Annotated in this window: 19 protein-coding genes; 11 read left to right on the top strand and 8 right to left on the bottom strand. The window is 50.9% G+C overall.

What is annotated here, in order from left to right:
- The first annotated feature begins 183 nt into the window (after positions 1 to 183).
- On the top strand, positions 184 to 1077 hold the full coding sequence (locus OGY01_RS17545) for a DMT family transporter (RefSeq protein WP_045449339.1): 894 nt from the start codon (positions 184 to 186) through the stop codon (positions 1075 to 1077).
- A gap of 59 nt (positions 1078 to 1136) precedes the next feature.
- Here the strand turns inward: OGY01_RS17545 and gldA are convergent, their stop codons facing one another.
- Genes gldA through ptsP form a run of 3 tightly spaced genes read right to left on the bottom strand, consistent with a single transcriptional unit; the run spans position 1137 to position 5430 of the window.
- Positions 1137 to 2240 (bottom strand): bifunctional L-1,2-propanediol dehydrogenase/glycerol dehydrogenase, encoded by a 1104-nt coding sequence (gene gldA / locus OGY01_RS17540; RefSeq protein ID WP_286493449.1) that lies wholly within the window; start codon positions 2238 to 2240, stop codon positions 1137 to 1139.
- A 13-nt stretch (positions 2241 to 2253) separates the two neighbouring features.
- Positions 2254 to 2916, bottom strand: a complete 663-nt coding sequence (fsa, locus tag OGY01_RS17535) for a fructose-6-phosphate aldolase (RefSeq protein WP_286493447.1) — start codon at positions 2914 to 2916, stop codon at positions 2254 to 2256.
- A 12-nt stretch (positions 2917 to 2928) separates the two neighbouring features.
- Entirely contained in the window at positions 2929 to 5430 is a 2502-nt protein-coding gene (gene ptsP / locus OGY01_RS17530; protein WP_286493445.1) for a phosphoenolpyruvate--protein phosphotransferase, read from the bottom strand.
- Between the two features lie 306 nt (positions 5431 to 5736).
- Between ptsP and OGY01_RS17525 the strand changes: the two genes are divergently transcribed.
- From OGY01_RS17525 to OGY01_RS17505, 5 genes are read left to right on the top strand one after another with little or no spacing between them, the layout of a single operon-like run.
- Complete coding sequence (locus tag OGY01_RS17525) at positions 5737 to 6816, top strand: PTS fructose transporter subunit EIIC (RefSeq protein ID WP_045449347.1); 1080 nt, start codon at positions 5737 to 5739, stop codon at positions 6814 to 6816.
- Positions 6817 to 6830: 14 nt separating this feature from the next.
- Positions 6831 to 7151: a PTS fructose-like transporter subunit IIB gene (locus OGY01_RS17520; protein WP_045449349.1), complete on the top strand. Its 321-nt coding sequence runs from the start codon at positions 6831 to 6833 to the stop codon at positions 7149 to 7151.
- Between the two features lie 25 nt (positions 7152 to 7176).
- Entirely contained in the window at positions 7177 to 9474 is a 2298-nt protein-coding gene (locus OGY01_RS17515; RefSeq protein WP_045449351.1) for a formate C-acetyltransferase, read from the top strand.
- The gene (locus tag OGY01_RS17510; RefSeq protein WP_045449352.1) at positions 9440 to 10318 is read left to right on the top strand and encodes a [formate-C-acetyltransferase]-activating enzyme; all 879 of its coding nucleotides are present in this window, start codon (positions 9440 to 9442) and stop codon (positions 10316 to 10318) included. Before OGY01_RS17515 ends, OGY01_RS17510 begins: the two co-directional genes overlap by 35 nt.
- Position 10319: 1 nt before the next feature.
- Positions 10320 to 10676, top strand: a complete 357-nt coding sequence (locus OGY01_RS17505; protein ID WP_045449354.1) for a PTS fructose-like transporter subunit IIB — start codon at positions 10320 to 10322, stop codon at positions 10674 to 10676.
- On the opposite strand, the gene OGY01_RS17500 is transcribed toward OGY01_RS17505, so the two are convergent.
- The 4 genes from OGY01_RS17500 to argE all read right to left on the bottom strand — a co-directional run bounded on the left by OGY01_RS17500 (position 10663) and on the right by argE (position 17770).
- Complete coding sequence (locus tag OGY01_RS17500) at positions 10663 to 11523, bottom strand: AraC family transcriptional regulator (RefSeq protein WP_045449357.1); 861 nt, start codon at positions 11521 to 11523, stop codon at positions 10663 to 10665. The two genes, OGY01_RS17505 and OGY01_RS17500, sit on opposite strands and share 14 nt — an antisense overlap.
- A 135-nt stretch (positions 11524 to 11658) precedes the next feature.
- A complete protein-coding gene (locus OGY01_RS17495; RefSeq protein WP_286493444.1) occupies positions 11659 to 13392 on the bottom strand; it encodes a phosphoethanolamine transferase CptA in 1734 nt (577 codons plus the stop codon).
- Between the two features lie 209 nt (positions 13393 to 13601).
- Positions 13602 to 16253, bottom strand: a complete 2652-nt coding sequence (gene ppc / locus OGY01_RS17490) for a phosphoenolpyruvate carboxylase (RefSeq protein ID WP_045449361.1) — start codon at positions 16251 to 16253, stop codon at positions 13602 to 13604.
- A 365-nt stretch (positions 16254 to 16618) separates the two neighbouring features.
- Positions 16619 to 17770, bottom strand: coding sequence for an acetylornithine deacetylase (argE, locus tag OGY01_RS17485; protein WP_045449364.1), 1152 nt, complete (start codon positions 17768 to 17770; stop codon positions 16619 to 16621).
- 155 nt (positions 17771 to 17925) lie between these two features.
- Between argE and argC the strand changes: the two genes are divergently transcribed.
- The 3 genes from argC to argH all read left to right on the top strand — a co-directional run bounded on the left by argC (position 17926) and on the right by argH (position 21196).
- Positions 17926 to 18930, top strand: coding sequence for an N-acetyl-gamma-glutamyl-phosphate reductase (gene argC, locus OGY01_RS17480; RefSeq protein ID WP_048223413.1), 1005 nt, complete (start codon positions 17926 to 17928; stop codon positions 18928 to 18930).
- Positions 18931 to 18937: 7 nt separating this feature from the next.
- On the top strand, positions 18938 to 19714 hold the full coding sequence (gene argB / locus OGY01_RS17475; RefSeq protein WP_144243093.1) for an acetylglutamate kinase: 777 nt from the start codon (positions 18938 to 18940) through the stop codon (positions 19712 to 19714).
- 108 nt (positions 19715 to 19822) lie between these two features.
- Complete coding sequence (gene argH, locus OGY01_RS17470; protein ID WP_048223418.1) at positions 19823 to 21196, top strand: argininosuccinate lyase; 1374 nt, start codon at positions 19823 to 19825, stop codon at positions 21194 to 21196.
- Positions 21197 to 21256: 60 nt separating this feature from the next.
- Here argH and araD read toward each other — a convergent pair whose 3' ends face one another.
- Positions 21257 to 21949: an L-ribulose-5-phosphate 4-epimerase gene (gene araD, locus OGY01_RS17465; protein ID WP_286493442.1), complete on the bottom strand. Its 693-nt coding sequence runs from the start codon at positions 21947 to 21949 to the stop codon at positions 21257 to 21259.
- A 430-nt stretch (positions 21950 to 22379) separates the two neighbouring features.
- Here araD and OGY01_RS17460 point away from each other — a divergent pair, with 430 nt between their 5' ends.
- Complete coding sequence (locus OGY01_RS17460; protein ID WP_048223424.1) at positions 22380 to 23192, top strand: DeoR/GlpR family DNA-binding transcription regulator; 813 nt, start codon at positions 22380 to 22382, stop codon at positions 23190 to 23192.
- A gap of 145 nt (positions 23193 to 23337) precedes the next feature.
- A complete protein-coding gene (locus OGY01_RS17455) occupies positions 23338 to 24342 on the top strand; it encodes a substrate-binding domain-containing protein (RefSeq protein WP_048223427.1) in 1005 nt (334 codons plus the stop codon).
- Positions 24343 to 24402: the final 60 nt, after the last annotated feature.

Below are 24402 nucleotides of genomic sequence, written 5' to 3'. Positions count from 1 at the left end.
TGAAGTTTTTTTTGAGGCGTATATACCGGTCATACTTCAAGTTGCCGGTGTGTTGGCTACACTCAGAAACCCCAGTCACATAGTTATCTATGCCCCTGGGGATTTCTTCCTTTGCCGCCTTCCTGCAACTCGAATTATTTAGGGTATAGTACATAAAGGAAACGTCACTCTACGGGATTTATCATGTCTGCCTCAGGAAAGAGCAACCCACTGGCTGTCAGTGGTCTTCTCGTTCTCACTCTTATCTGGAGTTATAGCTGGATCTTCATGAAGCAAGTCACGAGCTATATTGGCGCGTTCGACTTTACATCTCTTCGCTGTATTTTCGGCACCCTCGTCTTATTTCTTGTTTTGCTCTTGCGTGGTCGTGGATTAAGACCGACGCCGTTTAAATTTACCCTGGCGATAGCGTTGTTACAGACCTGTGGCATGATCGGACTGGCGCAATGGGCGCTGGTCAGCGGCGGGGCGGGAAAGGTCGCCATCCTCACTTATACCATGCCATTCTGGGTGGTGATCCTGGCGGCGTTGTTTCTGGGGGAGCGGTTTCGACGTATGCAATATGCGGCAATCGGCATTGCCGCTGTTGGACTGGTGCTGGTGATGCAACCGTGGCAGCTTGATTTCACCTCGATGAAAAGTGCGCTGCTGGCGATCCTTTCCGGTGTGAGCTGGGGGGCGAGCGCAATTGTCGCCAAGCGAATGTACGCTCGTCATCCCAGGATTGATTTGCTCTCACTCACGGCGTGGCAAATGCTGTATGCCGCGCTGGTCATGAGCGTCGTTGCCTGGTGGGTGCCCCAACCGGAAGTTAACTGGCAACCTATTGTTTTTTGGGCACTGGCCTATAGCGCTATTCTGGCCACTGCGCTGGCCTGGAGCCTGTGGTTGTTTGTGCTGAAAAATCTGCCTGCGAGCATTGCCAGTTTAAGTACGCTGGCGGTGCCAGTATGCGGTGTGCTGTTTTCCTGGTGGTTGCTTGGTGAAAATCCAGGACCGATTGAAGGCGGCGGCATTGTGCTGATTGTACTGGCGTTAGCGCTTGTGAGCCGGAAAACGCAGGCGGATGGAAAATGAAGCGACAGGAAGGACATTCAAAAAGACTCCCGGCGTGAGCCGGGGGTCTTGGTCAGATTTTATTCCCATTCCTGCAGATAACGCTGACCGTACTGGTCTGCCACCAGCAGGGCGGCATAAACCTGATCGGGTGTCGCACCGCCAGGCATGTTGTGAATTGTTTCGCCCTCGACACAGGCTGCTTGTGCCACTATGCGCATTTTGGCTGGAATATCCTGTTTGATGTCCAGCTGCGCCAGCGTAATCGGCAGACCAACGGAATGACACAATGCGGCGACGGTTTCAATTTCTTCTACCGGTGCGTTTTCCAGTACCAGTTGCGTTAGCGTGCCGAAAGCCACTTTCTCGCCGTGGTAGTAGTGATGTGCATCCGGGATTGCCGTCAGGCCGTTATGGATTGCGTGCGCGGCAGCCAGACCACCGCTTTCAAAACCGACGCCGCTCAGATAGGTGTTGGCTTCTACGACGCGTTCCAGTGCCGGGGTAACCACATGCTGCTCGGCGGCAAGCATGGCTTTTTCGCCTTCTTCAATCAGCGTGTTGTAGCACAGTTCAGCCAGCGCCAGCGCAGCCTGAGTACACTGACCACCCGCCATCGTGGTGGCGCCACTGCGTGAACAGGCGCGTGCTTCAAACCAGGTCGCCAGCGCATCACCAATACCCGCAGCTAACAGACGCGCCGGTGCGCCCGCCACAATTTTGGTGTCAACAATAACCCTGTCCGGATTGTTGGGCAGCAGCAGATAGCGATCGAATTCGCCAGCATCGGTATAAATCACGGACAGCGCGCTGCATGGCGCATCGGTTGAAGCAATGGTTGGCACAATGGCGACGGGTACGTCCATAAAGTGAGCCAGCGCTTTCGCGGTATCCAGCGTTTTACCACCGCCAATACCGAGAACCGCGCCACACTTCGCTTGTTCAGCCACACCGCGCAGGCGGTCGATTTCGTTTTGTGAACATTCACCGCCAAATGGCACGATTTCCAGTGATAAACCGGCATCATGGAAGCTTTTTTCTATAGCGGGTTGTGCAAAACCTAAGACAAACTTGTCCCCAACGACCAGCCAGCGTTCTGCCAGTGGTTTGAGATAGCTGCCAAGACGGGTAATAACATCTGCCCCCTGGATGTACTTACCAGGTGATTGAATTATGCGATCCATACTTTAATCCTCTTCACAGGTTGATGTGACCAAATGCGTTGTTCCAGTCCTGCTCAAACTTCTCTATTGCTGACTCTACCGCAGGGGTGTTGAGCATTTGTTGCGCTACATCTAATGGCAGGGTGATTGCCTCACATCCTGCCAGTAAGCAATCCAGTGCCTGACGTGGCGTTTTAAAACTGGCTGCCAGCACCATGCTGTTTGGTGCATGCAGCTCCAGCAATGTTTGCAACTCCTGTACAGTGCGGATACCGTCGCCGCCCTGAGCGTCAATACGGTTAACATACGGTGCGACATATTTTGCCCCGGCCAGCGCTGCCAGCAGTCCCTGCGCCGCGCTGTATACGGCAGTGCCGAGTGTTGTAATGCCTTCTTTTTTCAATTGTTTGATAGCTGCGAGACCTTCGGAAGTGACCGGAATTTTCACCACGATGCCCGGTACCGCGTTGCTCAGGCGTTTGGCTTCTTTCACCATGCCATCCGCATCCCGACTCATCGTCTGGGCAAACAGAACGCCATTTTCGCCAATGGCCTTTTGCAGGCGTGGCAGTGCGTCCCAGATGGGCTCTTTACCTGCCGCCACAATGCTCGGGTTGGTGGTCACACCTGCGATAGGGAAGATGCGGGCCAGACGTTCAACTTCCGCCACGTTGGCGGTATCCAGATACAGTTCCATATAAATACCCTCTTAAAGTTCAAGCTCGTGTTGCAGCAGGCTAGCAATAGCATCGGCAGATGCCGCGTTAACCAGTGCGTTGCGGAATTCTTCATGCATAATGCGGCGCGCCAGGCGTGAGAAAATACGCATATGCTGGTCACCGGCGGCGTGTTTGTTGAGCGTAAGCATGATGATGAATTGTGCATCTTCATCACCCCAGCGTACAGGTGCTGTCAGGCGCGCCACGCTAATCGTGGATTGTTCAATATGTTCAGACTTGCTGTGCGGAATGGCGAAGCTAAAGCCCAATCCAGTGGAGAAGACCGCTTCACGTGCCCACAGATCGGCTTCCAGCTTGCGCGGGTAGCGACAACGATTTGCCAGCAGCAGGTTGTCAGTCATTCCTTTGATCACTTCCTCTTTGTTGCGCCAGTCGCTATCCAGAGTAATACATTGCGCCGTAACCAGCGGGGCATCCTGTTGAGACATGCGGAACTGGGCCAGCAAGTGCTCCACTTCCAGCGAGGTGCGACAGGCCATCGCCTGATTCAGTAACTGGCGGCAGGCGCGGCTGTCCAGTTGCGCCATCCGTGCTTTGGCGGCAGGAATGGATGGTGCGCTCATGCTGATTTCATCTAATCCCAGGCCAATCAGTAGCGGCAACACCGATCCTTTTGCGCCAAGTTCACCGCACAGGCCAATCCACTTACCCTGACGATGTACCGCCTGTACCGCGAAATCCAGAGCGCGCAGGAAGGCTGGGTTCAGGCTATTGTAGTGGCGCGTAACCTTGGCGTTGTCGCGATCGACTGCCAGCAGGTACTGGGTCAGGTCGTTGCTGCCAATACTAAAGAAATCAATTTCTTCGCAACACTGATCGATGATAAACATTATTGATGGTACTTCCAGCATGATGCCGAGCTGAATCTTCTCATCAAACGGGATATGTTCATTACGCAACTGTTGTTTGGCTTCTGCCAGCTTCTCTTTGACCCACAGGATCTCTTCCATTGAGGAGATCATTGGGATCATGATTTTCAGGCTGCCGTGTGCAGAGGCTCGAAGTATCGCCCGGAGCTGCGTAGTAAACAGCGAAGCGTACTCTTCATAAATACGGACTGCGCGATAGCCGAGGAACGGGTTCGCTTCGGCTGGAATATTCAGGTAGTCAACGGGTTTATCACCACCGATGTCCATGGTCCGCACAATAATGCTGCGTCCTTGTGCGGACTCCAGTGCCTGGCAAAAAATGTTGTACAGCTCATTTTCACCGGGAGCGCTGGTGCGGTCCATATACAACATTTCTGTACGGAACAAGCCAACGGCTTCTGCACCGTTGCCAAAAGCCGCCTGTGCTTCCACGGAATGAGCAATGTTGGCTGCAACCTCCATACGTATACCATCTGCAGTACGAGCTTCCTGAGTCAGCCAGATACGCTGTTGTTTGCGCAAGGCCTCCTGTACGCGGGTTTCCTGTTGGTAGTAGCGGGCAACGGGTTCAGTCGGTGCGACGACGATCGCGCCTGCGTTGCCGTCGATGTAGGCGGTTTGTTGTTGCCACGGCGTTAAGGCTTCAATATCCACGCCCACTAGCGTGGGAATATTGAATGAGCGTGCAAGAATAACCGTATGGGAAGTCGTGCCACCGCTTTTTAGCAATAAGCCCTTAAGGAATGTTTTATCCAGTTCGAGGAACTGGCTGGGTGTGAGTTCATCAGCCATACAGATTGCTGGCTGGCTGAGTTTGCCCGGTGCCGGGAAGCGCTGTTCGCCATAAACTTGTTGCAGAAGTTGGAAGCAGACGTCGCGTACGTCCAGTGCGCGTTCTTGTAAATAACTGCTGCTGGAGCGGGTGAACTCATCACAGAAATGGTTGGCGCTTTCGACAATCGCCTGGGCGCAGCTTAAACCACGAGAAATGCCTGTCAGCAAATGTTGACGCAGGGAGGTGTCACTGGCCAGTGAGCGGTGAGCCTCCAGAATTGCACTGGTTGCACCATCGCTGTCGAGCAGGCGGAACTCAATATTCTTCATCAACAGCGTCAGGCCATTATCGAGCATGGATTGCTCGGCTTCCACATCGTTGGCAGTTGGGAGTTCGCCGAGCGCGTTAAGATCCAGTGAAGAGAGAAGTGTCAGCATGCCGCCTGCACTGCCGCTGCAGACTGCCCTGGCTCGAAAAAGCTGAGGATTAAGATTCGTTAGTGACGTCGGAAGCAGTTCCAGTTCACTGTTTTTGACCTCTTCCATCGGGGCATCACAGTGAGGGAATTCATCATGTAACCACTGACTCAATCTCTGGTGAGCAGTCTCCTCATCGGCACCGGAGATCAGCAGTTGACAGTTGTCACCTGCCAGAGTGTCGGTGCCAATTAGCGCCAGCGCGCTTTTGGCGTTGCCCTTTCGGTCAGTGCGAAGATTATGCCACTCAATGCGTGAGATAAAGCTGTTGCACAGCGTTTCAATGTGGCTTGCCGGACGGGCATGTACGCCATTGGGTAGCTCACAAGTAAATTCCACAATCAGGGCCATAGCCTCTCTCCCATAACGATTTCTGACTACAGAATAAAAGGGCAATGCCCAGGCCTGCCATGTGACAAATCTGTCAAAAACTGGACAAATGTAATGTAAGTTTCAAAGTGGGATATACCTCACAAGTCTTAATCCATTTAATAATTCCTGGTATTCCGCAAGTTATGAGGCGGATCGCATTTTTGTACTGATATTACAAAAATCCAGTAAATGGCCTTTTTATCCACTGTCTGCGCTGCATCGGATTGCCTATTGTTTCCGCAACAACATTATGGACATGGGCCTCAAAAAGCCCGGGAGCGACTTATGAAAGAGTTGGTGCAGATCCTGAAAAACACCCGTCAGCACCTGATGACAGGTGTTTCGCATATGATCCCCTTCGTCGTAGCGGGCGGTATTTTACTGGCGGTCTCCGTCATGCTGTATGGCAAAGGAGCGGTACCGGATGCTGTGACCGATCCCAATCTCAAGAAGCTATTCGATATTGGTGTCGCCGGGCTGACCTTAATGGTGCCTTTTCTTGCGGCGTATATCGGGTATTCGATCGCCGAGCGCTCTGCGCTGGCACCTTGTGCGATTGGTGCCTGGGTGGGCAACAGCTTTGGCGCTGGATTCTTTGGCGCGCTGATTGCCGGGGTCATCGGCGGTATTGTTGTTCACTATCTGAAGAAGATTCCGGTGCATAAGGTGTTGCGCTCGGTAATGCCCATCTTTGTTATTCCTATTGTCGGCACCTTTATTACTGCGGGCATCATGATGTGGGGACTGGGTGAACCGGTCGGTGCGTTAACCGCCAATTTGACGCAATGGTTGCAGGGAATGCAGCAGGGCAGTGTCGTGATGTTAGCGGTCATTATGGGTCTGATGCTGGCTTTTGATATGGGTGGCCCGATTAACAAGGTTGCTTATGCGTTCATGCTGATTTGCGTAGCGCAGGGTGTTTATACCGTGGTAGCGATAGCGGCTGTGGGGATCTGTGTACCGCCGCTGGGATTAGGGCTAGCGACGCTAATGAGCCGTAAAAATTTCTCTTCTGAAGAACGCGAAGCGGGTAAAGCCGCATTAGTGATGGGGTGTGTTGGTGTTACGGAAGGGGCGATTCCTTTTGCTGCTGCTGACCCACTGCGCGTAATTCCATCCATTATGGTCGGTTCGACTTGTGGTGCAGTAACGGCCGCGTTGTTTGGCGCACAGTGTTATGCCGGTTGGGGGGGCTTAATCGTTCTGCCCGTTGTGGAAGGAAAACTAGGTTATATCGCGGCGGTCGTGGTTGGGGCAGTGGTGACGGCGGTCTGCGTTAACGTGCTGAAAAGTCTGGCAAGGAAGAAAGTGTCTCTGGTTGACGAGAATGAAGACGATCTGGATTTGGATTTTGAAACGAATTAAGTGAGGAATGAGCTATGACTAAAATTATCGCAGTAACAGCATGTCCTTCTGGTGTTGCACACACCTATATGGCAGCCGAAGCGCTGGAAAACGCAGCGAAGGCCAGGGGCTGGGAGATAAAAGTTGAGACACAGGGTTCGATTGGTCTGGAAAACGAACTGACCGCAGCGGATGTGGCAGATGCCGATATGGTGATTCTGACCAAAGATATCGGTATCAAGTTTGAGGAGCGCTTTGCGGGGAAAACCATCGTTCGTGTCAACATTAGCGATGCGGTAAAACGTGCCGATGCCATCATGAACAAGATTGGCGCGCATTTGGCGCAAACCGCGTAACTTTATATGCCAGGGAGCCTGCCTCATGACGAATCGTATTCAACGCCTCAAAGCCGCTCTGTTTAAAAACCATCGTGAGATTTCGCTCGAGCGTGCGCAGCTGTATACCGCTAGCCATCAGCAGACAGAAGGGGAGCCGGTTATTCTGCGTCGGGCTAAAGCAACCGCATATATCCTTGAGCATGTTGAAATATCGATTCGTGATGAGGAGCTGATTGCCGGGAACCGTACCGTGAAGCCGCGAGCAGGTATTATGTCGCCGGAAATGGACCCGTACTGGTTGCTTAAGGAGCTGGATCAGTTCCCGACACGTCCGCAGGATCGTTTTGACATCAGCGAAGAAGATAAGCGTCTCTATCGCGAGGTGTTGTTTCCCTACTGGGAAAAACGCTCGATGAAAGATTTCATCAACGGCCAGATGACCGATGAGGTGAAGGCGGCAGTCAGTACACAGATTTTTAGCATTAACCAAACGGATAAAGGACAGGGGCATATCATTATTGATTATCCGCACCTGTTGAAACACGGGTTGGGTGAACTGGTATCGCAGATGCGTACACATAGTCGACTGAATCCGGATAACCATTTTTATCAGGCGGCGCTGTTGTTACTTGAGGCCTCGCAAAACCACATTCAACGTTATGCCACACTGGCAGAGAAAATGGCGGAAAGCTGTCCGGATGCGCATCGTCGTCAGGAACTGCTCGCTATTGCTGCTAACTCTCGTCATAACATGCAACATAAGCCACAAACTTTCTGGCAGGCGTGCCAGTTGTTCTGGTACATGAACATCATTCTGCAGTATGAATCCAATGCCAGCTCGCTCTCGCTGGGACGTTTTGATCAGTATATGCTGCCGTTTTACCAGGTTTCCCTGACCCAGGGAGACGATCCAGCCTTCTTAAAAGAGCTGCTCGAATCGCTGTGGGTGAAATGCAATGACATCGTGCTGCTGCGTTCCACCAGTAGCGCGCGCTACTTCGCCGGATTCCCGACGGGGTATACCGCATTGCTTGGTGGGTTGACGGAGAGCGGGCGCAGTGCGGTAAACGTGCTCTCTTTCCTCTGCCTTGATGCCTACCAGAGTGTGCAACTACCACAGCCAAATCTCGGTGTACGCACCAATGCGTTAATTGATACGCCATTCCTGATGAAAACGGCGGAAACCATCCGCCTGGGCACCGGTATTCCTCAAGTCTTTAACGACGAAGTGGTGGTGCCTGCTTTCCTGAACCGGGGCGTATCGCTGGAAGATGCGCGAGATTACGCGGTGGTGGGCTGTGTGGAGCTGTCGATCCCGGGTAGAACCTACGGTCTGCACGATATTGCCATGTTTAATTTGCTGAAAGTGATGGAAATCAGCCTGTATGAGAATGAGGGTAACCACGAGTTGACGTTCGGAGGTCTGCTGTCACACATTCGAGCCAAAATCAGCCACTACATTACCCTGATGGTGGAGGGGAGTAATATTTGCGACATCGGTCATCGTGACTGGGCTCCGGTACCGTTGCTCTCCTCGTTTATTAACGATTGTCTGGTGAAGGGCTGCGATATCACCGATGGTGGAGCGCGTTACAATTTCTCCGGCGTACAAGGGATCGGTATTGCCAACCTGAGTGACTCTCTGCATGCCCTTAATGGGCTGGTATTCGAACAGCAGCGCTTAAGTTTTGACGAGCTGTTGTCGGTATTGAAGCGTAATTTCGCTACGACGGAGGGCGAGAAAATTCGCGCCAGACTGATTAACCGATTTGAGAAATACGGTAACGATATTGATGATGTGGATAACATCAGTGCCGAACTGCTGCGTCATTATTGTAAAGAGGTGGAAAAATACCAGAATCCGCGCGGTGGGCAATTTACACCCGGTTCATATACTGTATCTGCACACGTACCGCTGGGATCGGTCGTTGGGGCGACGCCGGACGGTCGTTATGCCGGGGAGCAGCTGGCTGATGGCGGCTTATCGCCGATGCTCGGTCAGGATATGCAGGGGCCGACAGCGGTGCTGAAGTCAGTTAGTAAGCTGGACAACACCCTGCTGTCGAACGGCACGTTATTGAACGTGAAGTTCACACCGGCCACGCTGGAAGGTGAGGCTGGTTTGCGCAAGCTGGCGGATTTCTTGCGGGCGTTTACCCAGCTTAAACTACAGCATATCCAGTTTAACGTGGTGAATGCCGATACGTTGCGGGAAGCCCAGCAGCGTCCGCAGGACTTCGCCGGACTAGTGGTTCGCGTGGCTGGATACAGCGCTTTCTTTGTCGAATTATCGAAGGAGATTCAGGATGACATTATTCGCCGGACCGCACATCAACTGTGAGGTTGTGGAGATATCCGGCGAGGAGGTTGCACGCATTTTCAATATTCAGCGTTACTCGCTGAATGACGGGCAGGGGATCCGCACTGTAGTCTTTTTTAAAGGCTGCCCGCACACCTGCCCGTGGTGTGCTAATCCTGAATCTATTTCCCCGCGTATTGAAACAGTACGGCGGGAGAGTAAATGTCTGCACTGCGCGCCGTGTCTGCGAGATGTCGATGAATGCCCTTCCGGCGCGTTTGAGCACATTGGTCGTGATATCTCCCTTGATGCGCTGGAACGTGAGGTAATGAAAGATGATATTTTCTTTCAAACCTCTGGTGGCGGGGTGACGCTTTCTGGTGGCGAAGTACTGATGCAGGCCGCTTTCGCCATCCGGTTTTTACAGCGTCTGCGACGCAACGGTGTGCAGTGCGCGATTGAAACGGCGGGGGATGCTCCCGCCAGTCGTCTGCTCCCGCTGGCAAAGTTATGCGATGAGGTGCTTTTCGATCTTAAAATTATGGATGAAAGCCAGGCTCGCGAGGTGGTGAATATGAATCTGCCGCGCGTACTAAAGAATTTACAGCTATTAGTTGGTGAGGGGGTCAATGTGATCCCTCGTCTGCCGCTGATTCCGGGCTTTACGCTCAGCGTGGAGAACATGCAGCGTGCGCTGACCTTATTGTCATCATTAGATATAAAGCAAGTACATCTGCTACCGTTTCATCAGTATGGTGAGCCGAAATATCGCCTTCTTGGGCAGCAGTGGTCGATGAAGGATGTGCCCGCCCCGTCAGCACAAGAGGTGGCGACGTTGCGTAAGATGGCAGAAGACGCCGGATTTCAGGTAACCGTAGGAGGTTGATATGGCAGTCGCATCTGTTCGATATCTGGTTGCAGTGACCGCTTGCGTCAGCGGCGTCGCACATACCTATATGGCTGCCGAGCGGCTGGAAAAACTCTTTCAGCAGGACAAGTGGAACATCAAGATTGAAACTCAGGGGGCGCTGGGAACGGAGAATCGTTTGACGGAAGACGATATTAGTCGCGCCGATGTGGTGTTGCTGATTACCGATATTGAGCTGGCAGGTGCTGAGCGATTTACGCAAAGTCGTTACGTCCAGTCGGGAATTAGCGCTTTTTTGCGGGAACCTCAACGGGTGATGAGTGCCGTACGTAAAGTACTGTCGGCACCACAACATACTCATCTTATTCTGGACTAACTTTCTTGTCCGTCAACTGGCTGTGATATTGCCGACGATACTCTGAAGGTGAACGCTCGGTATTTTTTCGAAACAGGCGACAGAAGTAATTGCTGTCAACAAATCCACAGGTGTGGGCCACTTCTTTGACTTTCAGATCGTAACCCTTTAGTAGCGTCTTTGCGTGCTCCAGCCGCGTATGGTTCAGGTATTCGTTAAAGCCAATGGTCCCTGTTTTTTGAAACAGGTGCGAAAGGTAATTTGGAGAGATGTAGAACGCCTGGGCCACGGATTCCCGGGTGAGCGGAGAGGCGTAATGTTCGTCAATATAGTCACGAATAGCTTCAAAAAGCGCCTGGCTGCGTGACGCCGTCTGGATCTGGCTTCCCAGCAGGTCGCGACAATGGCTGAGCAGACTGGAGACGATCAGTCTGGCCGTTTGCTGCTCCTGAGGCTGCATCTGCATTTCATTGAGTGTATGTAACAGGAAAGAACCGATACGTGGCCCGCGTCGTGCGACGTGTTGCTTTGTGAGGTTTTGATACTGCTTACCATCCCACTGCACGACACTGAAACCCAGTTGCTGTTTGCCGAATAAGATGCTCAGCGTCGTTACCGGTGTTTGCCATTGTGGGAAGTTCCAGCCCCCTGCCGGGATATACAGAACATCATAAGGCGTTAACGTAGTGGATGCGCCTGCAACACTGCTATCGGTGAATTCGCCCTCCAGCACAATCTCCAGTCGCGGAAAATCAACCTGATATGCCAGCTCTGGCATTGAACCATTAGTACTGGGGAAATACACCTTGCACAGTGGTGTCGGGCCGTTAATCAGGCGGGAGAGAAGATGGCTGATGTCGTGATACATGTTAATCCCTTGCAGATCGCAGACAGGGAAACAGTAGCGTCGAAAGCGGGGAGTCTCAAGTGATAAATTACCGGATGGCGCTGCGCTTTCCGGCCTACGGGACTAAGTGGATCGTAGGCCGGATAAGGCATTCTATTACTGATTCCCGATTTGATCCCCATACGGCAGGGTATCGTAATCAATCAGGGCGTTTTTCTTGTACGGATTACCAATCCAGCGGGTTGTTTCTTTAAACTGCGGGTTGGTAATAGCACGGGTCGGATCGAATCCATCGTAAGTGAAGCCAGCTAAATCAGACCAGGTATGGATAAGCTCAGAGCTGCTGTATTTTCGATTCACATCCTGGGAGAAATCTCGTGGATGCGCGGCCTGCCATTTTTCAGAGGTCCACAGCAGGAACGGAACCGTATACATATGGCGAGTTGGGTTGTCTTCATTTCGACCCTGCGTTTTATGCGGCGGTGTGTCATATACCTCTTCTCCGTGGTCAGAGAAATAGAGCAGGAAGCCGTTCGGATCGGTCGCTTTGTAAGCTTTGATCAGGCTAGCAATGATGTGGTCGTTATAAACATTGGCATTGTCATAATCGTTATATGACTCCAGTTCATCGCTGCTCAGACCCGGAGGAACGTTGTCGATATTATTATCGAACTTGCCCTGACCTTCCGGATAACGGAATTTGTACTTAATGTGCGTACCCAGCAGATGAACGATGATGAACTTTTTCGGTGCCGGGTCAGCCATGACTTCTTTAAATGGAGCCAGCACGTTGCTGTCGTATTCGCGCGCACTTTGGGTACGCTGCTGATTCATATAAAACTGCTTGTCCGTCTGCTTAGAAAATACGGTCAGCATGGTATTACGCGCAGTCATTGTTTGCTGATTGGTGATCCAGAAGGTTTTATACCCCGCCTGTTTCATCATATTCATCAGTGACGGCTGCGTCAGATACAAATCCGGATTCTTCTCGTTAGCGAAGGTCAGCGCCTGCTGCAGGATTTCAATCGTGTACGGACGTGAGGTCACGACATTATTGAACACGGTTAAATTAGGATCAGATTTGTGCAATGCGTCCAGCTCAGGCGTGGTTTCACGTGGATAACCGTACAAACTCATGCGTCCACGCTGAGTTGATTCACCAATCACCAGTACCAGCGTGCGCGGGGCATCACCTGAGTTATCTTTAAAGTTAGCCAGTGGCGGCAGCGCATTGTTCTCATTCAGCAGGCTATTCAATGAGGTCAGTTGCTGACGATACTGATAGTAGCCTGAGATAAACTGCCACGGCGCGGCTGGCTCCATACGTGAAGCAAGGCCATCCAGCGTTTTCTCAAAAGGTTTGTGTTTAATAAACGTATTAACGGCCATCGGATGCAGAATCAGACCGTATAACAGCGCAAACGACACCAGATAACGCCAGGGTGACGGAATATAGACCGGGCGCAGGCGGGTCCACAGCAGAATAGCAACTGCCGTGTAGGCCAATGCGATAAGGACAATCTTCAGGCTGAAGTATTGGCTCAGGTATTCGCTGGCTTCGTTTGCGTTGGTCTCAAACATCACGTACAGAACGCTCTGCGAGAACTCCTGTCCGTAAATAACGTAATAGCTCAGCGCAGCCAGTGAAGCAGCCCACAGCACCACGCCAATAACGGCGGCGATAATGCGAATACGGTTTGGAAATAAGAATACTGGGATCAACCACAGTGAGCTGAACAGTAAAGAGTCGCGTAATCCGGTAGACCCGCTGTAACCACTGAAATAAATAACGGCCTGTAGTAAGGTGGAAAAAAACCAAAAATAGAGGAGCGCCCAACCCAGGGCTTTCCAGCTAAACAAAGGTTTAGGCTGGAGTTGTAAGGATTGCATAGTGTGAGCCTGTCTTTAATCGTGTCGCCAAGAGTAGCGGCTAAATATTAAGAGGAACTGAAGCTTCGCGACGTAAATATCGCGTTTTGTTGATGATTTATTCATGAAATGAATGAATCAGGCTGGAAATATATTTGAAATGAAGTGGTTATGACAAGCGTTTTCGAGGTCACCCCCGCGCAATAGCACGAGGGTGACGGGGGATTAACTTAACCTGTATTACGCATACCGGCAGCAACACCTGCGATAGTGACCATCAGCGCTTGTTCAACGCGTGGATCCGGTGCTTTACCTTGTTCTTCCGCCTGGCGCGAACGATGTAAAAGCTCTGCCTGTAGAACGTTTAGCGGATCAGTATAAATATTTCTTAACTGAATAGACTCGGCAATCCACGGCAGGTCGGCCATCAGATGTGAGTCATTGGCAATCGCCAGCACCACATTGATGTCAGCTTCCAGACGGTGACGCAGTTCTTCGCCCAGCGGCCACAGCTCTTTTTTGACCAAACGCTGATCGTAGTACTCTGCCAGCCACAGGTCAGCTTTCGAGAACACCATTTCCAGCATGCCAAGACGCGTGGAGAAGAAAGGCCAGTCGCGGCACATTGCTTCAAGCTCGCTTTGTTTTCCATCTTCAACCACTTTTTGCAGCGCGGTACCTGCACCCAACCATGCCGGAAGCATCAGGCGGTTCTGGGTCCAGGCAAAAATCCACGGAATGGCTCGCAGAGACTCTACCCCGCCAGTTGGGCGGCGTTTTGCCGGACGTGAGCCGAGCGGTAATTTACCCAGCTCTTGCTCCGGGGTTGCAGAGCGGAAGTACGGAACAAAGTCTTTGTTTTCGCGAACATAACCACGGTACAGTTCGCAGGAGATATCTGAAAGCTCGTCCATAATATGACACCAGGCATCTTTCGGCTCTGGCGGTGGCAACAAGTTGGCTTCCAGAATTGCGCCCGTGTACAAAGACAGACTGCTGATGGTGACTTCCGGTAGACCGTATTTGAAGCGGATCATCTCACCTTGCTCAGTCACACGCAGTCCGCCTTTCAGGCTGCCAGGCGGCTGGGAGAGTAACGCGGCATGGGCTGGTGCGCCACCCCGTCCAATTGAACCGCCACGGCCGTGGAACAACGTCAGCTCAATGCCGGCTTTTTCGCAGGTTTTGATCAGCGCATCCTGTGCCTGATATTGCGCCCAGGAGGCCGCCATCACGCCTGCGTCTTTTGCCGAGTCAGAGTAGCCGATCATGACCATCTGTTTGCCCTGAATAAGACCGCGATACCAGTCGATATTTAACAGCTGAGTCATAACATCGTCAGCATTGTTCAGGTCGTCCAGCGTTTCAAACAGCGGTGCTACCGGCATGGTAAAACCAATGCCAGCTTCTTTCAGCAGCAGGTGAACGGCCAGCACATCTGACGGCGTTTTCGCCATCGAGATAACGTAGGCGGCAATAGAGCCATAAGGTGCTTCGGCAATCACCCGACAGGTATCGAGCACTTCACGGGTTTCGTTACTCGGTTCCCAGCTGCGTGGCAGCAGTGGACGTTTGGAATTCAGTTCGCGGATCAGGAAGGCCTGTTTGTCTGCTTCTGACCAGCTTTCGTAGTCGCCAATTCCCAGATAACGGGTCAGTTCGCCCAGCGCTTCGGTATGACGGGTGCTTTCCTGACGAATATCGATACGCACCAGCGGTACGCCAAAACATTTCACCCGGCGGAGGGTATCGAGCAGTTCGCCATTGGCGATGATACCCATACCGCAAGCTTGCAGAGACTGGTAACACGCGTACAACGGTTCCCATAGCTGCTCGTTTTGCGTCAACAAGCCTGCAGGTTTTGGCAATTTTTCGCCTTTCAGACGCGCTTCCAGCCAGGCCTGGGTCGTCATCAGGCGTGAACGCAGCATTTTCATCAGGTGGCGGTAAGGTTCTGCCGCCCCTTCTTCACCCACCAGCGCTAAGAGCTCCGGAGTGGCATCGACCATCGATAGCTCAGAAACCAGAAACTGGATGTCTTTCAGGAACAAGTCGGTCGCTTTCCAGCGGCTGAGCAACAGCACATGACGGGTGATATCCGCCGTCACGTTCGGGTTGCCGTCACGGTCACCCCCCATCCAGGAGGTGAATCGGACCGGGACAAAATCGACGGGCAGCTTATAGTTCAGATGCTCTTCCAACTGTTCGTTCAGTTCACGCAGATAGTTCGGCACACCTTCCCACAGGCTGTTTTCAACCACGGCGAAGCCCCATTTGGCTTCATCAACCGGGCTGGGACGTATTTTACGGATTTCATCCGTATGCCAGGACTGGGCGATTAACTGGCGCAGGCGGCGCATCAGTTGGTGGCGTTCGTAATCGACGATGTCTTTGTTATCCAGTTGTTTGAGGCAGGCATTGACCTCACCCATTTTATGGATCAGCGTGCGACGGGTAATTTCGGTCGGGTGTGCGGTCAGTACCAGCTCCAGAGACAACGCCTCCACTGCTTTTTTGATGGTGGCTTCATCAAGGTTGGGCTGGGCTTTCAGTTTACGCAGGGTGCGAGCAATCACTTCCGGGTTGCTGGCAGCTTCGCCTTTTGGCGAAATGCTGTGGTATTGCTCGGCGGTGTTGGCCAGGTTCAGGAACTGGCTAAACGCGCGGGCAACTGGCAGTAGCTCGTCATTAGACAGGTTCTGTAGCGTGGTGAGCAACTCCTGGCGATTAGCTTCATTGCCAGCGCGAGATGATTTGGACAACTTACGGATTGTTTCTACGCGATCAAGAATGTTCTCTCCCAGCGCATCCTTGATGGTTTCTCCCAGCACTTTGCCGAGCATACTGACATTACTACGCAACGCGGAATATTGTTCGTTCATATGACCCCAGACACCCCATCTTTAATTTGATTGCCCTGTAGCTTTCACGCACAGCGGTATTGGCTGCGTTTGCTCACCCTGGTCACTATGCTCCCTGGGATGTGCCTGCTTGCCGTCTTGCTGCGCTGCGAAATCTTTCAGGCTCAACTTTATTCACTTTTATAAAGCCACGTAAAACCCCTGACGTCAATTGCTGCGAAATCGGTTCAGCAAACGAATAAATGGCGGGAATTTACGAAAGTTAATTCACAACCTGCCAGATAAGAAATGCTTATGGGAATATACAAAACTGAGCACAAAACGATCACGGCTGGCATGCACGCGATTGTTGGCCCGGAAAGCGTTACGCCACCGGGCAATATAAATTAATGCCAGCAGAAGTGATGAACAACCTGGGTTATCAATTCGCGAGTTGGTTTAATAAAGCGTGTTTCCAGATACTCATCTGGTTGGTGCGCCTGATTAATTGAACCCGGTCCGAGTACCAACGTTGGGCATAACGTCTGGATAAACGGCGCTTCAGTGCAGTAGTTCACCACTTCCGTTTGCGCGCCCAGCAGTTTTTCAACCACTTCCACCAATTGATGATCTGGCGGACATTCGTAGCCAGGGATGGGTGGATGCAGTTCGGATACCGTCAGACGACCCGGCCAGCGTTCACTGACCGGAGCCAGTGCATCGTTTAGTAACCCATTGAGGTCGTTGAGCGTCATGCCCGGGAGCGGACGAATATCCATGTGCAGTTCGCAGCATGCACAAATGCGGTTAGCGGCATCGCCCCCGTGGATATGGCCGAGATTGAGCGTGGGGTACGGAACCGTAAACGCCTCATAGTGATAACGTTCTTTCAGGTCATCGCGCAGCTTCATGATGTGGCCAATCGCGTCATGCATCAGCTCGATAGCGTTAATCCCACGCGCCGGATCGCTGGAGTGACCAGACTGCCCCAAAATACGTATCGCATTAGAAATATGACCTTTGTGCGCACGAACCGGTTGCAGGGAGGTCGGTTCGCCAATGATTGCACAGTCCGGGCGTAACGAGGTGGTTTCAGCGAAATAGCGTGCCCCCGCCATGCTGGTTTCTTCATCGGCGGTCGCCAAAATGTAGAGCGGCTTTTTCAGTTTCGCGACATCCACATCGCGCAGCGCATCGAGGATAAAGGCGAAGAAGCCTTTCATATCCGCCGTGCCCAGGCCATAGAGCTTATTGTCGTGTTCGGTCAGGGTGAATGGATCACGCGTCCATCGTCCGTCATCAAACGGTACGGTATCGGTATGGCCCGCAAGCAACAGACCACCTGCACCTTGTCCGATACTTGCCAGCATATTGAATTTATTGCGCGTACCGGGAACAGGCTGGACTTCAACACTGAAGCCTAATTCTTTGAACCAGTCCGCCAGCATAGTGATTAAACCTGCATTACTTTGATCGAGCGCTTCTTCCGTGGCGCTAATCGACGGTGTGGCAATCAGAGCGCGGTAAATCTCGATAAATGGCGGTAAATTGTTTTTCATTGTTGACACACCTCGGGTCATGATAGTATCAATATTCATGCATTATTTGTGAATAAAAATACACTAACGTTAAGCGTAATAAAACCCACCAAGTGTAAGGTGAGGTGATAAAGGCTTATACCTGGCAACCGAATATAAGAAGGTGAACAGCCCCGATGTTGAATACGCTGATTGTGGGCGCCAGTGGCTATGCTGGCGCAGAGCTTGTGACCTATGTAAATCGCCATCCTGATATGACCATAACCGCTTTGACTGTCTCAGCGCAAAGCAATGATGCAGGAAAATTAATCTCTGATTTACATCCGCAGTTAAAGGGCATTGTTGATTTACCATTGCAGCCAATGTCGGATATTAGCGAGTTTAGCGCAGGGGTTGACATTGTGTTCCTCGCAACAGCGCATGAAGTGAGCCATGACCTGGCGCCACAGTTTCTGCAAGCGGGTTGTGTGGTATTCGATCTCTCGGGTGCGTTCCGTGTAAACGACGGCGCCTTCTATGAAAAATATTATGGCTTTACTCACCAGCACCCGGACCTGCTGGAGCAGGCGGTGTACGGCCTGGCTGAGTGGAGCGCAGACAAACTGAAAGACGCGAATCTGATTGCCGTCCCCGGTTGTTACCCGACAGCAGCGCAACTGTCACTCAAGCCGCTGATTGATGCCGATCTTCTGGATCTCAGCCAGTGGCCTGTGATTAACGCCACCAGTGGCGTGAGCGGCGCGGGCCGTAAAGCGGCAATATCGAACAGTTTTTGCGAGGTCAGTCTGCAGCCGTATGGCGTGTTTACCCATCGCCATCAGCCAGAAATTGCTACTCATCTGGGGGCGGACGTTATTTTCACACCACATTTGGGCAACTTCCCGCGCGGGATTCTGGAAACTATCACCTGCCGTTTGCAGCCGGGTATCACCCACGCCCAGGTCGCCGATGTGTTACAGCAGGCGTATAGCAATAAGCCATTGGTACGTCTGTATGACAAAGGTGTACCGGCACTGAAAAACGTGGTTGGTTTACCATTCTGCGATATCGGATTCGCCGTTCAGGGTGAGCATCTGATTGTGGTAGCGACAGAAGATAATTTATTGAAGGGCGCGGCAGCACAGGCCATGCAGTGTGCAAATATCCGTTTCGGCTTTGCTGAGACGCAGTCTCTTATTTAAGGGTGCAATGATGAATCCATTAATTATCAAGCTGGGCGGTGTGTTACTGGATAGCGAAGAGGCGCTGGAGCGTCTGTTTACCGCGCTGGTGAATTATCGCGAGTCGCATCAGCGTCCACTGGTCATCGTGCACGGTGGTGGCTGCGTGGTCGATGAGCTGATGAAACAGCTTAACCTGCCTGTGAAAAAGAAAAATGGCCTGCGTGTGACGCCTGCCGATCAGATTGACATCATCACCGGTGCGCTGGCGGGAACCGCGAATAAAACGCTGTTGGCATGGGCGAAAAAACATCGTATTTCTTCAGTGGGTCTGTATCTTGGCGATGGTGATAGCGTTAAAGTAACCCCGCTTGATAAAGAGTTAGGCCACGTTGGGTTGGCGCAACCGGGTTCACCTAAGCTGATTAATACCCTGCTGGAAAGCGGTTTTTTGCCGGTCGTCAGCTCCATTGGCGTAACAGATGATGGGTTACTGATGAACGTCAATGCCGATCAGGCGGCGACGGCATTGGCGGCAACGCTGGGCGCGGATCTGATCCTGCTTTCTGACGTTAGTGGTATCCTCGATGGCAAAGGTCAGCGTATTGGCGAAATGACCGCTGCGAAAGCGGAACAGTTGATCGAGCAGGGCATTATTACTGATGGCATGATAGTGAAGGTGAACGCCGCGCTGGATGCTGCCCGTACGCTGGGTCGTCCGGTGGATATCGCTTCCTGGCGTCATGCAGAACAGCTTCCGGCGCTGTTTAACGGCACGCCGATTGGCACACGTATTTTGGCTTAAGACTTTATGCCCGACGGCGTTTTGCTTGCCGGGCCTACAAGACCGAAGGCTGGATGAACATAGCATCATCCGGCGGCATTGAAATCGAAGAACTTAAGGAAAAAAGTTATGGCACTTTGGGGTGGGCGTTTTACACAGGCTGCGGATCAACGGTTCAAACAGTTCAATGACTCTTTGCGCTTCGACTATCGCCTTGCGGAGCAGGACATTACTGGCTCTGTCGCCTGGTCCAAAGCGTTGGTAACGGTAGGCGTGTTGACTGCGGATGAACAACTCCAGTTGGAAGAGGCGCTGAACACTTTGCTGGAAGAGGTTCGTGTGAATCCGCAGCAAATTCTTGAGAGCGATGCCGAAGACATTCATAGCTGGGTGGAAGGTAAGCTGATCGATAAAGTCGGTCAACTCGGTAAAAAACTGCACACTGGTCGTAGCCGTAATGACCAGGTTGCGACCGATCTCAAACTGTGGTGCAAAGACACAGTGATTGAATTGCTTTCCGCCAACCGACAGTTGCAAAGTGCACTGGTGGTTACGGCGGAGAACAACCAGGACGCCGTAATGCCGGGTTACACTCACCTGCAGCGCGCGCAACCGGTGACGTTTGCTCATTGGTGTCTGGCCTATGTAGAAATGCTGGCACGTGATGAGAGCCGCCTGCAGGATACGCTCAAGCGCCTGGACGTTAGCCCGTTAGGCTGCGGCGCGCTGGCTGGCACCGCCTATGAAATCGATCGTGAGCAACTGGCCGACTGGCTGGGCTTTGCTTCGGCAACCCGTAACAGCCTGGACAGTGTGTCTGACCGCGACCACGTGCTGGAGCTGCTCTCCGACGCCTCTATCGGTATGGTGCATCTGTCGCGCTTCGCCGAAGACCTGATTTTCTTTAATACCGGCGAAGCGGGCTTTGTTGAGCTGTCCGATCGCGTGACGTCTGGTTCATCGCTGATGCCGCAGAAGAAAAACCCGGATGCGTTAGAGCTGATTCGTGGCAAGTGCGGTCGTGTACAGGGCGCGCTGACCGGAATGATGATGACGCTGAAAGGACTGCCGCTGGCTTACAATAAAGATATGCAGGAAGACAAAGAAGGGCTGTTCGATGCTCTTGATACCTGGCTGGACTGCATGCATATGGCTGCACTGGTGCTGGACGGTATTCAGGTGAAACGCCCACGCTGCCAGGAAGCGGCGCAGCAGGGCTATGCTAACGCCACCGAACTGGCAGATTATCTGGTAGCGAAAGGCGTACCGTTCCGTGAAGCGCACCATATTGTGGGTGAAACGGTCGTAGAGGCGATTCGTCAGGGCAAACCGTTGGAAGCGTTGCCGCTTGCTGATTTACAGAAGTTCAGCAGCGTAATTAGCGATGATGTTTACCCGATTCTGTCGCTGCAGTCGTGTCTCGATAAACGTGCGGCAAAAGGTGGTGTTTCACCGCAGCAAGTCGCACAAGCGATTGACTACGCGAAGGCACGTCTCGCGTAACGGCATTGATCATTATAAGGCCTGGCGTGGTGCCAGGCTTTTTGTCAAAAGACCTATTTTTTACTGACCATAATAAGCATTATCACCGTGCTTTCTTAAAAAGTGTTTATCCAGTAACGTTTGTTGCATGGCAGTCAAATGGGGTTGCAGTTGCTGTGTGAACAAATTCATATAGGCAATTTCTTCAAGCACGACAGCGTTATGAACCGCGTTGGCGGGATCAGTTCCCCAGGTAAAAGGACCATGACTGTTAACCAACACTGCCGGGATATGGTCGGGAGATATTCCACGTTGTTTAAATGTTTCAATGATTACCTTGCCGGTATCATGTTCATAATGCCCATTAATCTCGTCATCAAGCATCGTTCGTGTACAGGGAATCGCACCGTAGAAATAATCCGCATGCGTTGTTCCCAGCGGCATTAAGTCTTTTCCTGCTTGTGACCAAATGGTGGCATGACGGGAATGGGTATGAACGATCCCACCGATATTTGGAAAGGCGTGATACAGAGCCAGATGTGTGTCGGTATCAGATGAAGGTTTTTTATTCCCCTCAACAACCTTCCCGTTTTGTATGTCGACAACAACCATATCATCCAGGCTCATGCTGTCATATTCGACACCAGAAGGTTTAATGACCATTATGCCTTTTTCACGATCAATGCCGCTGACGTTGCCCCATGTAAACGTCACCAGATGATGGGCTGGCAAGGATAAATTAGCGTTAAATACTTTTTCCTTCAGTGTATCCATTCTTGACTCCAGAAATATTATTTAGCTTTATAAAAATGAGTTCTTTAATTTTGCTGGGAAATCATGTTGCTATTTAAATTACGCCGAATACATAAGATGTAAAATACAAGCAGACGATACTTATGTATAAAACGGCTAAAACGGTCAAATTCGGAAGTATTCGGGCGTATTTTTCTATTTTATTGATGCCCGTATATGCCCGTTTAGTCGTTATGCTGTGATAGTTAAATAAGAAAAGAGATTAATTCTGTGATGAAAATCTCAATATGGTGTTATAGAATTAATTTATTACATCAATAAATTGAGCTTAGATCACACTGTTAATTGTGTATTATTTCTGTAAAGCAATTCTTGATACCAATCACTTTAAGTTAAGGCAAAAAGATTAATTATGTAGACACAGTGAATTTTGTCTTGGTGGGCTGAAATTATGTTGCAGGCAGAACGTTATAAAATAATTTGCGCACACGTTCAACAAATGGGCGCTGTGCGTGTAACGGAACTGTCGAAATTATGCCAGGTATCCCAGGAAACTATTCGAAGAGATTTGACAAAACTTGAACAAAAAAAGAAACTCACCCGCAGCTTTGGCGGTGCCGTATCTTTGGATGCTCCTGATTTAATATCTACGGCTATAACAGAAGATAAAACTTGGCAAACAAATAGCGTGGATCGCGCAGAGTCATTTCGCAAGCGTACTGAAGCACATCCCGATGTTAAAGCCAAAATAACCAAGGCGGCGTTGCAGTTTATTCGCTCTGGCGATTGTATTTTGATGGATAACAGTAGCACCTGTTGGTTTCTTGCTCGGCAGATTCCGGATATTGATATTACGGTTGTGACGAATTCGTTACGGATTATCCAGGCATTAGCGTGCCGGGATAAAGTTCGCATTATTGGTATCGGCGGAGAGTATTCAGAGCGTCATGATGACTTTCATGGACCAGTAGCAGAGAGTGCGATCAGGAATTTCCAGATTAATAGCTTTTTCTTTTCATGTCAGGGGCTGAATTTGGAGAATGGAGTTAGAGATGGCAGCGAAATAAATGCCAGATTAAAACAGGTGATGCTTCAGGTCTCTGCTCAAAAAATATTAATGGTAGACTCCAGTAAGTTTGAGCAGTATGCATTCAGTAAAATTTGTATGTTAGATGAAATTGACGTCATGGTTACTAATAATTGTATTGACGAACGTTATCGTAGCCTTTACCCGCAATTAAATGTAGTAGAAGTCGATAAGTAATAGATGTTAGTCGTTAACTAAATAATTAAGGCTGTGCCCGATTATTTAGCCAATACCAGAGGAAAGTTGAAATAAATAAAAAGTCAGGCTGATATTTTTATCGGGATTTCCTGACATATGAAGAATATTTCTTAAGGAATTTACGATGAAAAAATTAATCTTACCCTGTCTGATTACTGCAGCTTTGTCATCATCTGTTGTATGGGCAGAACAACCTGCAGCAGCACAAAAAGCGAATAAACCTTTTACGATGGGCGTCGTGGTAAAAGTTGGTGGTATTCCATGGTTTAACGTGATGGAACAAGGCATTAAGGAAGAAGGTAAAGCATTAGGTGTAGATGCCTGGCAAGTAGGACCGACAACTGCGGATCCCGCCGAGCAAGTGCGAGCTATTGAAGATTTAATCGCCAAGAAAGTTGATGTGATTGGCGTTGTTCCAAATGATGCGAAAGTTCTGGAACCGGTGTTAAAGCGCGCCCAGGAGGCTGGTATTAAAGTCATTACTCATGAGTCACCGAACCAGGCCAATGCTGACTGGGACTTTGAGTTGCTTAACACCCAAACGATGGGCGCCAATCACATGAAAGACATGGCGAAATGCATGGGTGAAGAAGGGAAGTACGCAATGTTTGTAGGCAGTCTGACGGTTCCATTGGTGAATGACTGGGCTGATGCCGCCATTGCTTATCAAAAAGAACATTATCCTAAAATGACGCTCGTTGAGGATCGCTTTGGTGTAGCGGAGTCTGTAGATGACTCTATGCGTACAGCCAATGATCTGATGTCTAAATACAAAGATCTGAAAGGCATCATGTCTTTTGGTTCGCAGGGACCAATCGGTGCAGGCCGTGCTATTGATAAACGTAAGAAAAATGATGCAATTTGCGTATTTGGTACGTTCACCCCAGGCCAGGGCATTAAGTTGCTGGAAAAAGGTGCTATCGATGGCGGCTACATTTCTAACCCGATGACTGCAGGTAAAGTGTTTGTTCAGGTCGCCACGGCGATGATGAACGGTGAGCCAATTAAGGATGGTGTAAAAATCGGTGATATGGGAGAAATTAAAGTTCAGAACAACACCATTCTCAGCGATAACCCTGAAAAACTCGATCTGGAAAATACGCAACGTTTAGTGAAGTTAGGTTTGTAATTTTAGTTTGCATCACCGGGCCTAAACTGGCCCGGAAATCCTTTGGTCGTTTAGGAACAG

It is taken from the genome of Citrobacter sp. Cm038 (genome assembly GCF_030333105.1).
GTDB classification, from domain to species: Bacteria; Pseudomonadota; Gammaproteobacteria; order Enterobacterales; family Enterobacteriaceae; genus Citrobacter; species Citrobacter murliniae.
The sequence above is the reverse complement of the archived record's forward strand: the minus strand, read 5'-3'. Positions and strand labels throughout refer to the sequence as shown.